The sequence below is a fragment of the Pseudomonas cichorii genome (genome assembly GCF_003700275.1).
GTDB classification, from domain to species: domain Bacteria; phylum Pseudomonadota; class Gammaproteobacteria; order Pseudomonadales; family Pseudomonadaceae; genus Aquipseudomonas; species Aquipseudomonas cichorii_B.
This window is the reverse complement of record NZ_RBRE01000041.1, coordinates 1-14,725: the sequence shown is the minus strand read 5'-3', so window position 1 is coordinate 14,725 and position 14,725 is coordinate 1. Positions and strand designations below refer to the sequence as shown.

At 59.1% G+C, this 14,725-nt stretch carries 15 protein-coding genes; 11 read left to right on the top strand and 4 right to left on the bottom strand.

Going from position 1 to position 14,725, the window contains the following annotated elements:
- The first annotated feature begins 118 nt into the window (after positions 1-118).
- On the top strand, positions 119-739 hold the full coding sequence (locus ALQ04_RS10980) for a LysE family translocator (RefSeq protein ID WP_122315786.1): 621 nt from the start codon (positions 119-121) through the stop codon (positions 737-739).
- A 72-nt stretch (positions 740-811) separates the two neighbouring features.
- Here ALQ04_RS10980 and metK read toward each other — a convergent pair whose 3' ends face one another.
- Positions 812-2,002, bottom strand: a complete 1,191-nt coding sequence (gene metK, locus ALQ04_RS10975) for a methionine adenosyltransferase (RefSeq protein ID WP_122315785.1) — start codon at positions 2,000-2,002, stop codon at positions 812-814.
- 20 nt (positions 2,003-2,022) lie between these two features.
- Complete coding sequence (locus ALQ04_RS10970; protein WP_122315784.1) at positions 2,023-3,018, bottom strand: metalloregulator ArsR/SmtB family transcription factor; 996 nt, start codon at positions 3,016-3,018, stop codon at positions 2,023-2,025.
- Positions 3,019-3,275: 257 nt separating this feature from the next.
- Here ALQ04_RS10970 and tkt point away from each other — a divergent pair, with 257 nt between their 5' ends.
- The 7 genes from tkt to fba all read left to right on the top strand — a co-directional run bounded on the left by tkt (position 3,276) and on the right by fba (position 9,713).
- Positions 3,276-5,273 carry a transketolase gene (tkt, locus tag ALQ04_RS10965; protein ID WP_122315783.1) on the top strand — a complete coding sequence of 666 codons (1,998 nt, stop codon included), beginning with the start codon at positions 3,276-3,278 and terminating at the stop codon, positions 5,271-5,273.
- A gap of 113 nt (positions 5,274-5,386) precedes the next feature.
- A complete protein-coding gene (gene epd / locus ALQ04_RS10960; RefSeq protein WP_122315782.1) occupies positions 5,387-6,436 on the top strand; it encodes an erythrose-4-phosphate dehydrogenase in 1,050 nt (349 codons plus the stop codon).
- A 16-nt stretch (positions 6,437-6,452) separates the two neighbouring features.
- Positions 6,453-7,616 (top strand): phosphoglycerate kinase, encoded by a 1,164-nt coding sequence (locus ALQ04_RS10955; RefSeq protein ID WP_122315781.1) that lies wholly within the window; start codon positions 6,453-6,455, stop codon positions 7,614-7,616.
- 26 nt (positions 7,617-7,642) lie between these two features.
- A complete protein-coding gene (locus tag ALQ04_RS10950; protein WP_122315780.1) occupies positions 7,643-7,873 on the top strand; it encodes a hypothetical protein in 231 nt (76 codons plus the stop codon).
- Positions 7,874-7,955: 82 nt separating this feature from the next.
- Positions 7,956-8,153, top strand: coding sequence for a hypothetical protein (locus ALQ04_RS10945; RefSeq protein ID WP_122315779.1), 198 nt, complete (start codon positions 7,956-7,958; stop codon positions 8,151-8,153).
- 53 nt (positions 8,154-8,206) lie between these two features.
- Positions 8,207-8,533, top strand: a complete 327-nt coding sequence (locus tag ALQ04_RS10940) for an MliC family protein (RefSeq protein ID WP_122315778.1) — start codon at positions 8,207-8,209, stop codon at positions 8,531-8,533.
- Between the two features lie 115 nt (positions 8,534-8,648).
- Positions 8,649-9,713, top strand: a complete 1,065-nt coding sequence (gene fba / locus ALQ04_RS10935) for a class II fructose-bisphosphate aldolase (RefSeq protein ID WP_122315777.1) — start codon at positions 8,649-8,651, stop codon at positions 9,711-9,713.
- Between the two features lie 195 nt (positions 9,714-9,908).
- Here the strand turns inward: fba and ALQ04_RS10930 are convergent, their stop codons facing one another.
- Positions 9,909-10,331, bottom strand: coding sequence for a DUF3010 family protein (locus tag ALQ04_RS10930; protein WP_122315776.1), 423 nt, complete (start codon positions 10,329-10,331; stop codon positions 9,909-9,911).
- 56 nt (positions 10,332-10,387) lie between these two features.
- Complete coding sequence (locus tag ALQ04_RS10925; protein ID WP_122315775.1) at positions 10,388-10,798, bottom strand: lysozyme inhibitor LprI family protein; 411 nt, start codon at positions 10,796-10,798, stop codon at positions 10,388-10,390.
- 227 nt (positions 10,799-11,025) lie between these two features.
- Between ALQ04_RS10925 and ALQ04_RS10920 the strand changes: the two genes are divergently transcribed.
- The 3 genes from ALQ04_RS10920 (at position 11,026) to dgcA (ending at position 14,693) form a co-directional block, all read left to right on the top strand.
- Entirely contained in the window at positions 11,026-12,003 is a 978-nt protein-coding gene (locus tag ALQ04_RS10920; RefSeq protein ID WP_122315886.1) for a dipeptidase, read from the top strand.
- An 83-nt stretch (positions 12,004-12,086) separates the two neighbouring features.
- Positions 12,087-12,617, top strand: a complete 531-nt coding sequence (locus tag ALQ04_RS10915) for a 4-vinyl reductase (protein WP_122315774.1) — start codon at positions 12,087-12,089, stop codon at positions 12,615-12,617.
- 15 nt (positions 12,618-12,632) lie between these two features.
- Positions 12,633-14,693, top strand: a complete 2,061-nt coding sequence (gene dgcA, locus ALQ04_RS10910) for a dimethylglycine demethylation protein DgcA (RefSeq protein ID WP_122315773.1) — start codon at positions 12,633-12,635, stop codon at positions 14,691-14,693.
- Positions 14,694-14,725: the final 32 nt, after the last annotated feature.

The following is a 14,725-nucleotide window of genomic DNA, read 5'->3' as shown; positions in this document are numbered from 1 at the left end:
GGTTACCGGGTTTTTCTGCAGGTACAGATCGGCATGATTTACGTGTACTACTGTGTCTTTAGTCTTCGTCGCAGATTGGCAGAATAGACAATCAGTCCTGTTCTGGTCCGGGTGCCCCATGGATATAACGACGCTCGCTGTTTTCGTTCCTGCCTGTTTTGCCCTCAACATGGCACCTGGCCCGAACAATCTGCTGTCGATCAGTAACGCGACGCGCTATGGCTTTGCCCGTTCATGCATTGGCGGCGTGGGGCGATTATTGGCTTTTGTGATCATGATTACGCTGGCTGCGGTTGGCCTGACCGCCGTGCTGCATACCTCGGAATGGCTGTTCCATGCGATCAAGATTGCCGGTGCGGCGTACCTGTTCTATCTGGCGGTGCAATTGTGGCGCGCCAATGCGCATGATCAGGGCGATATGAGCGGCCCTTCGGCAAGCATGAGAAGCCTGGCCCGTCAGGAGTTTCTGGTGGCCATCGGCAATCCCAAGGCGATTCTTCTGTTTACTGCCTTCCTGCCGCAGTTCATCGATGACACCAGCAATGTCACCAGCCAGTTCGCGGTGCTGGGTGGAATTTTCCTGGCATTGGAGTGTATCGCCATCAGCCTGTACGGCTACATGGGCGTGCATGCCCGCCGTCTGTTTTCACGGCCCGCTGGCAAGCGTCTGTTCAATCGGGCATGTGCCGGGTTGCTGGCGGGAGCAGCTTCGGTACTGCTGGTATCACGGCGCGCCTGAGTCATCGTCAGATACTAAAAAGCCCCGGACGATCTGATCGTCCGGGGCTTCTAGTTACAGCGTCAGTGGGTATTACAGGCCGGCAGCAGCGCGCAGGGCGTCGGCGCGGTCGGTTTTTTCCCAGGTGAACGTGGTGAAGGTATCGTCGCCCACGGTCTTGGTTTGCGGCTTGCGACCGAAGTGGCCATAGGCAGCGGTTTCCTGGTACATCGGGTGCAGCAGGTCAAGCATGGTGGTGATCGCGTATGGACGCAGGTCGAAGATGTCGCGAACCAGCTTGATGATCTTGTCGTCACTGATCTTGCCAGTGCCGAAGGTGTTCAACGAGATCGAAGTCGGTTGCGCAACGCCGATAGCGTAGGAAACCTGGATCTCGCAACGCTCGGCCAGACCGGCAGCCACGATGTTCTTGGCAACGTAGCGGCCAGCGTAGGCCGCGGAACGGTCAACTTTCGATGGATCCTTACCGGAGAACGCGCCGCCACCGTGGCGAGCCATGCCGCCGTAGCTGTCGACGATGATCTTGCGACCGGTCAGGCCGCAGTCACCTACCGGGCCGCCAATGATGAACTGGCCAGTCGGGTTGATGTGGAACTGGGTGTCCTTGTGCAGCAGCTCGGCTGGCAGCACGTGCTTGACGATCAGTTCCATTACGCCTTCGCGCAGATCGTTATAGGAAACTTCCGGGTTGTGCTGGGTCGACAGAACGACAGCGTCGATGCCCACGACCTTGCCGTTTTCATAGCTGCAAGTCACCTGGGACTTGGCATCCGGGCGCAGCCAAGGCAGCAGGCCGGACTTGCGGGCTTCAGCCTGACGCTTCACCAACTGGTGAGAGAAAGCGATTGGAGCAGGCATCAGTTCGGCAGTTTCGTTGCTGGCGTAGCCGAACATCAGGCCCTGGTCACCGGCGCCCTGATCTTCAGGCTTGGCACGGTCAACACCCTGGTTGATGTCAGGAGACTGCTTGCCGATGATGTTCATCACGCCGCAGGTAGCGCCGTCGAAACCGACGTCGGAGCTGGTGTAGCCAATGTCGCTGATCACGTCGCGAACGATCTGTTCGAGGTCAACCCAGGCTGTGGTGGTGACTTCGCCGGCAACGATTGCAACGCCAGTCTTGACCAGGGTTTCAACGGCTACGCGAGCGTGTTTGTCCTGGGCGATGATAGCGTCCAGTACCGCGTCGGAAATCTGGTCGGCGATCTTGTCTGGGTGTCCTTCGGACACGGACTCGGAGGTGAAAAGTGAGTATTCGCTCATCTCTACGGGTTTCCTGAATTTTACCGATGGTGAGTGTTGCCAGCCGGTCGCTGAAAGTGGCGAACCTGGATCTGGAAACCATTACGTAAGCCTACATACAGGCTTTCCCCGGGAACTAGCCCCGCAGCGATGGCCCAACGGGCCAGATCATCCTGTTCGAAACCTAACCAGAGATCGCCACAGGCCTCCCTGGCCCAGCTCTGATCATGACTACACAACTCTGTTACCAGCAGGCTACCGCCCGGCTGCAATCGCTCCGCCAGTTGCCGCAAGGCTTCGGCCGGTGCGGCGAAATGGTGCAGCACCATGTTCAGAACGACGCAATCGACACTGACTTTAGTGCCTGTGAGTGCGTCGGCCAGCACCAGCTCGACATTGCCCAGTTGCTCGCGCTCGCAGACATCGCGGGCCAGCTCCAGCATTGCCGGGCTGTTGTCCATGGCCGTGACGCGAGCAAAGCGTCGGGCCAGTTCCGGCAGAAAACCACCGTCGCCGGGGCCGACTTCCAGTGCCGTTGCCGAGGCGGTGAAGCTCAGTTTGTCCAGCAGGCTCAGCAGGCTGTCGCGGTATTGAGCGAGGCCGGCGATCAGGTCCTGCTGGGCACGAAACTTTTCTGCGGTGCGGGCGAAGAAGTCCTGGCTGGCCTGGGCCCGCTGGCCATGCACCTGGTCAATGCGCAGGCGAGCATCGTGGGGCAGGCTCAGCGCATCGACCTCATCGAGCAGGGCCGCGTGCAGTCTGCCGCCGGTCAGTGCGGTGTGGGGCAGGGCGCGACGGTAAAAGATCGCATTGCCTTCACGACGGGTCGCCACCAGACCGGCCTGGGCCAGTACTTTCAGATGATGACTCATGCCTGACTGGCCGATGGCAAAGATCTGCGCCAGCTCCAGTACGCCGAACGAATCGTTGGCCAGTGCGCGCAGGACGTTCAGTCGCAGAGGATCGCCGCCGGCCTTGCACAGGGCAGAGAGGTCGTCGCAGTCGTCATGGCTGATTGCTGGCGCGCATAGGTTCATAGGGAACGCAGTCTAGTTAGCGACCGGTCGCGCCGCAAGAGCAATATCAAAAAGTTTTGATATTGGTTGTCGGGGGCATTTGTCCGTGACGGCCATCACGTTATTGCGGGACGCTATACCTGTTAGCGGGGACAAATAACGCCGCAAGGCAGGAAAAACACCCACTAGTGACTATCTTTCATTGCTCCCAGGCAGTGCCTGAGAGAAAATGGTCGCCTTTTTCCGATCCCATTCCTTCATTCTCCAGGAGATCAGCGATGCCAAGCCGTCGTGAGCGTGCCAACGCCATTCGTGCCCTCAGCATGGATGCCGTGCAAAAAGCCAACAGCGGCCATCCCGGTGCCCCCATGGGCATGGCGGATATCGCCGAAGTTCTGTGGCGCGACTATCTGAAGCACAACCCGGCCAACCCGTCGTTTGCCGACCGTGACCGCTTCATCCTGTCCAATGGCCATGGCTCGATGTTGATTTACTCGTTGCTGCATCTGACCGGCTACGATCTGTCCATCGATGACCTGAAGAACTTCCGTCAACTGCACAGCCGCACGCCGGGCCACCCGGAATACGGCTACACCCCGGGTGTTGAAACCACTACCGGCCCGCTGGGTCAGGGTTTTGCCAACGCCGTCGGTTTTGCCGTTGCAGAAAAGACGCTGGCTGCACAATTCAACCGTCCAGGCCATGACATCGTTGATCACCACACCTACGTGTTCATGGGTGATGGCTGCATGATGGAAGGTATTTCCCACGAAGTCGCTTCCCTGGCCGGTACTCTGGGCCTGGGCAAACTGATCGCGTTCTACGACGACAACGGCATTTCCATCGACGGTGAAGTCGAAGGCTGGTTCACCGACGATACGCCGAAGCGTTTCGAGTCGTACGGCTGGCAGGTCATCCGCAATGTCGACGGTCACGATGCCGACGAAATCAAGACCGCCATCGATACCGCCCGCAAGAGCGAGCAGCCGACCCTGATCTGCTGCAAGACCACCATCGGTTTCGGTTCGCCCAACAAGCAAGGCAAGGAAGAGTCCCACGGTGCTCCGCTGGGCGCCGATGAAATCGCCCTGACCCGCGCTGCGCTGAAATGGAACCACGGTCCTTTTGAAATCCCGGCCGATATCTATGCCCAGTGGGATGCCAAGGAAAAAGGCCTGGCCGCCGAAGCCGAGTGGGACCAGCGTTTCGCTGCCTATTCCGCTGCTTTCCCAGAGCTGGCCAACGATTTCATCCGCCGCATGAGCGGTGAGTTGCCAGCCGACTTCGCCGAAAAATCGGCTGCCTATGTCGCTGAAGTCAACGCCAAGGGCGAAACCATCGCCAGCCGCAAGGCCAGCCAGAACGCGCTGGGTGCTTTCGGTCCACTGCTGCCTGAGTTCCTCGGCGGTTCGGCTGACCTGGCCGGTTCCAACCTGACCATCTGGAAAGGCTGCAAGAGCATCACCGGCGAAGACGCCAACGGCAACTACCTGCACTACGGTGTGCGTGAGTTCGGTCAGGCGGCAATGATGAACGGTATCGCTCTGCACGGCGGTTTCGTACCGTACGGCGCGACCTTCCTGATCTTCATGGAATACGCTCGTAACGCAGTGCGCATGGCCGCTCTGATGAAGAAGCGCGTTATCCATGTGTTCACCCACGACTCCATCGGTCTGGGCGAAGACGGCCCGACGCACCAGCCGGTCGAGCAACTGACCAGCCTGCGTACCACGCCGAACCTGGACACCTGGCGTCCGGCGGATGCCGTGGAATCGGCCGTGGCCTGGAAATACGCCATCGAGCGTAACGACGGTCCGTCGGCACTGATCTTCTCGCGTCAGAACCTGCCTCACCAGAGCCGCGACGCAACCCAGCTGGCGGACATCGCCCGTGGTGGCTACGTACTGCGCGACTGCGCGGGCGAGCCTGAGCTGATCCTGATCGCTACCGGTTCGGAAATCGGTCTGGCCGTGCAGGCGTTCGACGCACTGACCGCTCAGGGTCGCAAGGTGCGTGTGGTTTCCATGCCGTGCACCAGCGTCTTTGAAGCCCAGGACCCGGGTTACAAGCAGGCCGTTCTGCCATTGCAGGTCAGCGCCCGTATCGCCATCGAAGCTGCCCACGCCGACTACTGGTACAAGTACGTCGGTCTGGAAGGCCGCGTGATCGGCATGACCACCTTTGGTGAGTCGGCACCTGCGCCAGCGTTGTTCGAGGAGTTCGGCTTCACTCTGGAGAACATCCTGAGCACCGCCGAAGAACTGCTGGAAGACTGAGAAAGGTCGCAGTAACCAGGTAGGAGCGGATTCATCCGCGAAGGCTTCCTCTTCGCGAATGAATTCGCTCCTACAGGTTTATGTGCAGTACGGTTTGTCTTGCGAGCACCACCATGCCCCAACATCGCCCTTACAAAGTTGCTCTGAACGGCTATGGCCGGATCGGTCGTTGCGTGCTGCGCGCGCTCTGTGAGCGAGGTGCCCGGGCAGGCTTCGAGGTGGTCGCAATCAATGATCTGGCCGATATGGCCAGTCTCGAATATCTCACCCGTTTCGACTCCACGCATGGCCGCTTTCCCGGCGATGTGCGGGTCGAGGGGCAATACCTGCACATCAACGATCACCGAATCAAGGTGCTGCGTAGCGCCACGCCCGAAGGCATCGACTGGGCGGCGCTGGGTGCGGATCTGGTGCTGGAATGTTCAGGTGTCTACAACACCCGCGAGGACGGCCAGCGTTTTCTCGATGCCGGTGCGTCGCGGGTGCTGTTCTCGCAACCGATGGCCAGCGAAAGCGATGTGGACGCCACCATCGTCTTCGGTATCAATCAGCACACGCTGACCGGTGCCGAGCGACTGGTCTCCAACGCATCCTGCACCACCAACTGCAGCGTACCGTTGTTGCGCCTGCTGGATGATGCGCTGGGTCTTGAATACATTTCGATCACCACCATCCACTCGGCGATGAACGATCAGCCGGTGATCGATGCTTATCATCACGAGGATTTGCGCCGTACGCGCTCGGCCTTTCAGTCGATCATTCCGGTGTCCACCGGTCTGGCACGCGGAATCGAGCGGCTCCTGCCGGAACTTGCGGGCCGAATTCAGGCCAAAGCAGTTCGCGTACCGACGGTCAACGTCTCGTGCCTGGATATCACGCTGCAGACTGCACGTGATACCGATGCTGTGGAAATCAATCGTATCTTGCGTGAGGCCGCGACCAGCGGCCCGCTCAAGGGCCTGTTGGCATACACCGAGTTGCCGCATGCCAGTTGTGATTTCAACCATGACCCTCATTCGGCGATTGTCGATGCGAGTCAGACCCGGGTTTCCGGCCCACGGCTGGTAAACCTGCTGGCCTGGTTCGATAACGAATGGGGTTTTGCCAACCGAATGCTCGACGTCGCGGACCATTTCTTGCGCGTCGCAGACCAACAACAGTAAAAGACAGGAACGCCTCATGACCGTGTTGAAGATGACCGACCTCGATCTGCAAGGTAAGCGGGTACTGATTCGCGAAGACCTCAACGTCCCGATCAAGGACGGCGCTGTCAGTAGCGATGCCCGGATCCTTGCTTCGCTGCCGACCATCAAGCTGGCGCTGGAAAAGGGTGCTGCGGTAATGGTCTGCTCGCACCTGGGCCGTCCGACCGAGGGCGAGTTCTCCGCCGAGAACAGCCTCAAGCCGGTTGCCGAGTACCTGAGCAAGGCACTGGGTCGCGAAGTCCCGCTGGTAGCCGATTACCTCGATGGCGTCGACCTCAAGGCCGGCGACGTCGTCCTGTTCGAGAACGTGCGCTTCAACAAGGGCGAGAAAAAGAACGCTGACGAGCTGGCACAGAAATATGCCGCGCTGTGCGACGTGTTCGTGATGGACGCTTTCGGTACCGCACACCGCGCCGAAGGCTCGACCCACGGCGTTGCCAAGTTCGCCAGGGTCGCTGCAGCAGGTCCTCTGCTGGCGGCCGAACTGGAAGCCCTGGGCAAGGCGCTGGGCGCTCCGGCCAAGCCGATGGCAGCCATCGTTGCCGGTTCCAAGGTGTCCACCAAGCTGGATGTGCTCAACAGTCTGAGCGCCATCTGCGATCAGTTGATCGTCGGCGGCGGCATCGCCAACACCTTCCTGGCGGCAGCCGGTCACAAGGTCGGCAAATCGCTGTACGAACCTGATCTGCTGGACACTGCCCGCGCCATCGCGGCCAAGGTCAGCGTACCGTTGCCAGTGGACGTGGTGGTTGCCAAGGAATTTGCTGAAAGCGCTGCGGCAACCGTCAAGCTCATCGCCGATGTGGCCGATGACGACATGATTCTCGACATCGGTCCACAGACCGCTGCCCAGTTTGCCCAATTGCTGAAATCTTCCGGGACTATCCTGTGGAACGGTCCGGTCGGCGTCTTCGAGTTCGATCAGTTCGGTGAAGGCACCAAGACCCTGGCCAAGGCGATTGCCGAAAGCGCTGCATTCTCCATCGCAGGTGGCGGCGATACGCTGGCGGCCATCGACAAATATGGCGTTGCATCACAGATTTCCTACATTTCCACTGGCGGCGGCGCTTTCCTGGAGTTTGTCGAAGGCAAGGTCCTGCCAGCGGTTGAAGTACTCGAGCAGCGTGCAAAGGCCTGATTCCATATCAGGAAGGGGAGTAGTACATGGTCAGGACGTTACCGTTATTGCTTATCGCAGGTTTGCTGGCCGGTTGCGCGAGCAAGCCTGGGGTCGACGAGGCGGAACCTGAGTCACAGGCCCAGCTACTCCAATTGAGTTGCTATCAGGCCGGTTGGCAGGCTGAAACCGTACCGGTGATCTACAAGCGTGGCGGTCAGGAAGTATGGGATCGTTACGAGTTCATGCCGCGTGTGGGAGAAGTCGGCTGTCTCTGAGTCAGGTTGAAAGCTCGCAGGCAACATCTGCGAGCTTTGGCGGTCACTAGAAGGTGGACCTTTTCCGAGAAGGAGTTTCGCCATGAAAATCGCCACCCTGGCTCTTGTGAGTTGCATTGTATTGGCAGGTTGCAGCGGTTCGGGCTCCAAAGCCCGTACCTGTGAAGTATTCAGCCCGGCCTCCGTGAATGTACCGACGACCGAAAACAGCCAACGGGTCGAGGCACATGTCACGGGTGAACCGGCCAGTGATCGTAATCAGGAACAGAACTGCCCCTGAGCAGTGAAGCGAGCGGCATATGCCGGGCTTTCCAGGGCAGGCCAGGAGACATGATGAAAGGCTTGATTGCCCTTGCGGCATTTGCAGTGCTTGGCGGTTGTGCCTTTACCAAGGCACCGCAGTCCAGTGATTCCTGGAACCACTGGGTGTGTGACAGCAAGGCCGAAGTGCACTGGCGCTTTGCCGATTCGGCGAAGAAGGAAGTGGATGTACGCCTTAACCAGAGTGACCAGGTGTTCCGGCTCAAGGCCGAACCTGGTGCCGCCAGCGGTACGCTCTACAGTAATAGCGTGTTGGCGTTTACCAACAAGGGTGACGAAGGCCTGATCTACTGGGACGCCACCAACGATTTGATCGGACGCGGCTGCAAGGCCAGATAAGTCGTAGCCGATGTACCACCCGCATGGCCCCGTGGCCAATGCGTATAACTTGAATAGCAGTCGCCACTACGGCAGGCTTGCACGATTAACGACCCGACCGGGAGACACACAGACAATGGCACTTATCAGCATGCGCCAGATGTTGGACCACGCAGCCGAATTCGGCTACGGCGTTCCAGCTTTCAACGTAAACAACCTGGAACAAATGCGCGCCATTATGGAAGCGGCCGACAAGACCGATTCCCCGGTGATCGTCCAGGCTTCGGCTGGCGCCCGCAAATACGCCGGTGCCCCGTTCCTGCGTCACCTGATCCTCGCGGCAGTCGAAGAATTCCCGCACATCCCGGTGGTCATGCACCAGGATCACGGCACCAGCCCTGACATCTGCCAGCGCTCGATCCAGCTGGGCTTCAGCTCGGTGATGATGGACGGTTCGCTGGCTGAAGACGGCAAGACGCCGGCCAGCTACGAATACAACGTCGACGTGACCCGTCGCGTAGTTGCTTTCGCTCACGCCTGTGGCGTGTCGGTAGAAGGTGAGCTGGGTGTGCTGGGTTCTCTGGAAACCGGCATGGCCGGTGAAGAAGACGGCGTTGGCGCCGAAGGCATCCTGGATCACAGCCAGATGCTGACCGATCCGGAAGAAGCCGCTGACTTCGTCAAGAAGACCCAGGTCGATGCCCTGGCAATCGCCATCGGCACCAGCCATGGCGCCTACAAGTTCACCAAGCCGCCTACCGGCGACATCCTGGCGATCGAGCGCATCAAGGAAATCCACAAGCGCATCCCCAACACTCACCTGGTGATGCACGGTTCTTCGTCCGTTCCTCAGGAATGGCTGAAAATCATCAACGAGTACGGCGGCGACATCAAGGAAACCTACGGTGTGCCGGTCGAGGAAATCGTTGAAGGCATCAAGTACGGCGTGCGCAAGGTCAACATCGACACCGACCTGCGTCTGGCTTCTACTGGCGCCATCCGCGAATTCATGGCCAAGAACCGCAGCGAGTTCGACCCGCGCAAATACCTGGCCAAGACCGTCGTCGCCATGCGTGACGTATGCATCGCCCGCTACGAAGCCTTCGGCACCGCCGGCAACGCCTCGAAGATCAAGCCTATTTCGCTTGATGCCATGTTCGAGCGCTACGCCAGGGGTGAACTGGATGCCAAGATCAACTGAGTGTTGATCCTCTAAAGAAAAAACCCGCAGAAATGCGGGTTTTTTTATGAAGCATGCTTTCCATGGTTCTCTGGCATCATCCGGTTCTTATCGGAGGAAAAGCCAGTCTCAGCTCTTTCCACATTTCCGTTTCATGCCGCTTGTTGAATAGCGATACCCAGAAACCGAAGCTTGCCTCAGAAATGATCCCGTCGATCATTTCCCGCTCTTCATCAACTCCGAACACGCCGTCTTGTAAGCCTCATGCTGATACTTGTTCAAGGTATCGGGCAGGGTGAAGTCGTGTTTTCTGTGCTGGGCATTGATGGTCTGCGGGGACACCAGGGTCACGCCGCAGTCGGCCAGAAGCTGGAAGACGGTTTCGATCTTGAAGGTGGTCGGGCCGCCGGCGAATTCGCCTTTCTTGCTGCGTTTCTTGATGGCGATATGGCTGATGCCGTTTTCACGCACGAAACTGGCGATCCGGGAAGCGAAGGCTTTGACGTTGTCGGCTTCGTCGTCATCTTCCAGCGCGATCTTGCGGGTGGCCAGCGGCAAATGCGCGATGCCGCCGTTCTGACGGGTTGCCAGGGCGAAGATGGCTTCACTGCCTTTGATTTCTACACCACAAATAATCATGAGAATGCCTGGTGCCTTGGGTTCATATAAAGGAACAGGTTATCTCATCGCTGGCGTTATTCCTGCGCAATTGATTCCAGATATTCCGAACGCTCGTCGCTCATGCGCGCAATGCAGTCGTTTTCGCTGATGGTATAGGCCTTGCTACCCGCAGCTGACGGGAAGACTTCCACCGCGCAATCGGCATCGCGCAGCTTTTCCCAGGCCTGTTGCGCGGTCTTGAGCTTGCTGGTGAAGTCGTTGTATTGCGATTTGTTGGCGACGAATTGCGACTGGACCCGATTGAGCAGGTTCTGAAAGTTTTCCTTGAGCAGCTCTTCTGCCGTGTGACGACTGTAGACCGAGCATTCCAGCGTCTGGTTTTCGCTATCGACGCCGTCGCAAGGCGTGCTGTCCGAGTCTTGAGCAGCTTGTGCGCCGGTCACGGCTGTCGCCATGAGGGCCAAGGTCAGGAAAATCGTTTTCATCGAGTTGCTCCGATCCATTGATGCAGTGAATTCTGGCCTAAGCGCGAAGCAAAGAACAGGTTTACGACACAGGCCGGGCGTGGCCGATGGCGCTTTGTCGCATCTTGACGCTTTCGGCAAACCCCCTGTCGTTTTTGCACCCGGCTCGCCGGACCCTCCGGCATATGCTGACCCCAATAGCGCCGACAGCCGATTCGGCGCGCAAGCACCTAAAAGGGGACAGCCTGATGAGCCCAGCCGAACTGCACGCCGACAGCATCGTCATTGACGGGCTGATTATCGCCAAATGGAACCGTGAGCTGTTTGAAGACATGCGCAAGGGCGGTCTGACCATGGCCAACTGCACGGTATCGGTGTGGGAAGGTTTCCAGGCCACCATCAACAGCATCTGCTCCAGCCAGAAGCTGATGCGCGAGAACAGCGATCTGGTGATGGCAGTCCATACCACCGCCGACATCCGCAAGGCCAAGGAGCTGGGCAAGACCGGCATACTGTTCGGCTTCCAGAATGCCCATGCCTACGAAGACCAGATCGGCTATGTCGAGATCTTCAAGAAGCTGGGCGTTGGCATCGTGCAGATGTGCTACAACACCCAGAATCTGGTGGGCACCGGCTGCTATGAGCGCGATGGCGGCCTGTCGGGCTTCGGTCGTGAAATCGTTGCCGAGATGAACCGCGTGGGCGTCATGTGCGACCTGTCTCATGTGGGCTCCAGGACTTCCGAAGAAGTCATCCTCGAATCGAAGAAACCGGTCTGCTATTCCCATTGCCTGCCGTCCGGCCTCAAGGAACATCCGCGCAACAAATCCGATGCCGAACTGAAGTTCATTGCCGATCACGGCGGCTTTGTCGGCGTGACCATGTTCGCGCCATTCCTGGCCAAGGGTATCGAGTCGACCATCGACGATTACGCCGAAGCCATCGAATACACCATGAACATCGTTGGTGAAGACGCCATCGGCATTGGCACCGACTTTACCCAGGGCCACGGCCAGGACTTCTTCGAGTACCTGACCCACGACAAGGGCTACGCCCGTCGGCTGACCAGCTTCGGCAAGATCATCAACCCGCTGGGCATTCGCACCGTGGGCGAATTCCCCAACCTCACCGAAACCCTGCTCAAGCGCGGCCACAGCGAGCGCGTGGTGCGCAAGATCATGGGCGAGAACTGGGTGAACGTGCTCCGAGACGTCTGGGGCGAATAACTGCCAGACACCCCCTGTTTGAATTGATAACCCTGCTGCCCCTGGCGCAGTGGGAGTAACCCGAATTTCTGGAGTTTGACCCCATGGCTAAAATCGCCCCGCAACTGCCTATCGAAGTCGACAGCGAAACCGGCGTCTGGACCTCCGATGCATTGCCGATGCTCTATGTGCCTCGCCATTTCTTCGTCAACAACCACATGGGGATCGAAGAGGTGCTGGGCGCCGATGCCTACGCCGAGATTCTCTACAAGGCTGGTTACAAGTCCGCCTGGCACTGGTGTGAAAAGGAAGCCGAATGTCACGGGCTGCAAGGCGTAGCGGTGTTCGAGCACTACATGAAGCGTCTGTCGCAACGGGGTTGGGGACTGTTCAGGATTCAGGACATCGACCTGGAAAAGGGCACCGCCAGCGTCAAGCTTGAACACTCGGCATTCGTGTATGTGTACGGCAAGGTCGGACGCAAGGTCGATTACATGTTCACCGGCTGGTTTGCCGGGGCCATGGACCAGATCCTGGAGGCTGGCGGCAGTTCGATTCGCACCGTTGCCGAGCAGGTCTACGGTGGCTCCGAAGAAGGCCATGACGACGGTCTGTTTGTCGTCAAACCGCTGTAAGTCGAGGATCGTGCGATGGCTTTTGAAGCGATGTTCCAGCCGATCCAGATCGGCAAACTGACGATCCGTAACCGCGTCCTGAGTACCGCGCATGCCGAGGTCTATGCCACCGATGGCGGGATGACCACCGACCGTTACGTGAAGTACTACGAAGAGAAAGCCAAGGGCGGTATCGGCCTGGCGATCTGCGGCGGTTCTTCCAGTGTGGCCATCGACAGTCCGCAAGGCTGGTGGAAGTCGGTCAACCTGGCCACCGACAAGATCATTCCGCACTTCCAGAATCTTGCCGACGCCATGCACAAGCATGGTGCCAAGATCATGATCCAGATTACCCACATGGGCCGTCGTTCCCGCTGGGACGGCGAGCATTGGCCGACGCTGATGTCGCCCTCGGGCATTCGCGAGCCGGTTCACCGTGCGACCTGCAAGACCATCGAGCCGGAAGAAATCTGGCGGGTGATCGGCAACTACGCCAGCGCTGCGGCGCGTGCCAAGGCCGGTGGCCTGGATGGCGTCGAGCTGTCTGCCGTGCACCAGCACATGATCGACCAGTTCTGGAGCCCGCGGGTCAACAAGCGTACTGACGAGTGGGGCGGCAGCTTCGAGAACCGCATGCGCTTTGGCCTGGAAGTGATCAAGGCGGTGCGCAAGGAAGTCGGCCCGGATTTCTGTGTGGGTATCCGTATCTGCGGTGACGAATTCCATCCTGATGGCCTCAGCCATGAGGACATGAAAGAGATCGCCAGGTATTACGACGCCACCGGCATGATCGACTTCATCGGTGTGGTCGGCTCGGGTTGCGACACCCATAACACCCTGGCCAACGTTATCCCCAACATGAGTTATCCACCGGAGCCGTTCCTGCATCTGGCAGCCGGTATCAAAGAGGTGGTCAAGGCGCCGGTCCTGCACGCCCAGAACATCAAGGACCCGAACCAGGCCACGCGGATTCTGGAAGGCGGCTATGTCGATATGGTCGGCATGACCCGCGCCCACATCGCCGATCCGCACCTGATTGCCAAAATCAAGATGGGGCAGGTTGACCAGATCAAACAGTGCGTCGGAGCCAACTACTGCATCGACCGTCAGTATCAAGGGCTGGATGTGCTGTGCATCCAGAACGCCGCGACATCCCGTGAATACATGGGCGTGCCGCACATCATCGAGAAGTCCGAAGGACCGAAGCGCAAGGTGGTGATCGTCGGTGCCGGGCCGGCGGGCATGGAAGCTGCCCGGGTATCTGCCGAGCGCGGTCATGACGTCGCGCTGTTCGAGAAGAAGGAATTCATTGGCGGGCAGATCACTACCGCATCGAAGGCACCGCAACGTGACCAGATTGCCGGGATCACCCGCTGGTATCAGTTGGAGCTGGCGCGCTTGAAAGTCGATCTGCGCCTGGGCACGGCTGCCGATCCGGCGACCATTCTCGACCTGCGCCCGGATATCGTGGTGCTGGCAGTCGGTGGTCATCCGTTCCTGGAACAGAACGAGCACTGGGGCGCCGCCGAGGGGCTGGTGGTCAGCAGTTGGGACGTGCTGGACGGCAAGGTTGCGCCGGGCAAGAACGTGCTGGTCTACGACACCATCTGCGAGTTCACCGGTATGTCGGTGGCCGATTTCCTGGCCGACAAGGGTTCGCAGGTCGAGATCGTCACCGATGACATCAAGCCTGGCGTGGCGATCGGCGGCACTTCGTTCCCGACCTATTACCGCAGCATGTACCCCAAGGAAGTGATCATGACCGGCGACATGATGCTGGAAAAGGTCTACCGCGAAGGCGACAAGCTGGTTGCCGTGCTGGAGAACGAATACACCGGCGCCAAAGAGGAGCGGGTGGTGGATCAGATCGTGGTCGAGAACGGCGTGCGGCCGGACGAAGCGCTCTATTACGCGCTCAAGGAAGGCTCGCGCAACAAAGGCCAGATCGACATCGACGCCCTGTTCGCCATCCAGCCCCAACCTTCGCTGAGCCAGCCAGGTGATGGCTACCTGCTGTTCCGCATCGGCGACTGCGTGGCACAACGCAATACCCATGCGGCGATCTATGACGGATTGCGGCTCTGTAAGGATTTTTAAGACCCCTCCCCGTAGGAGCGGACTTGTCCGCG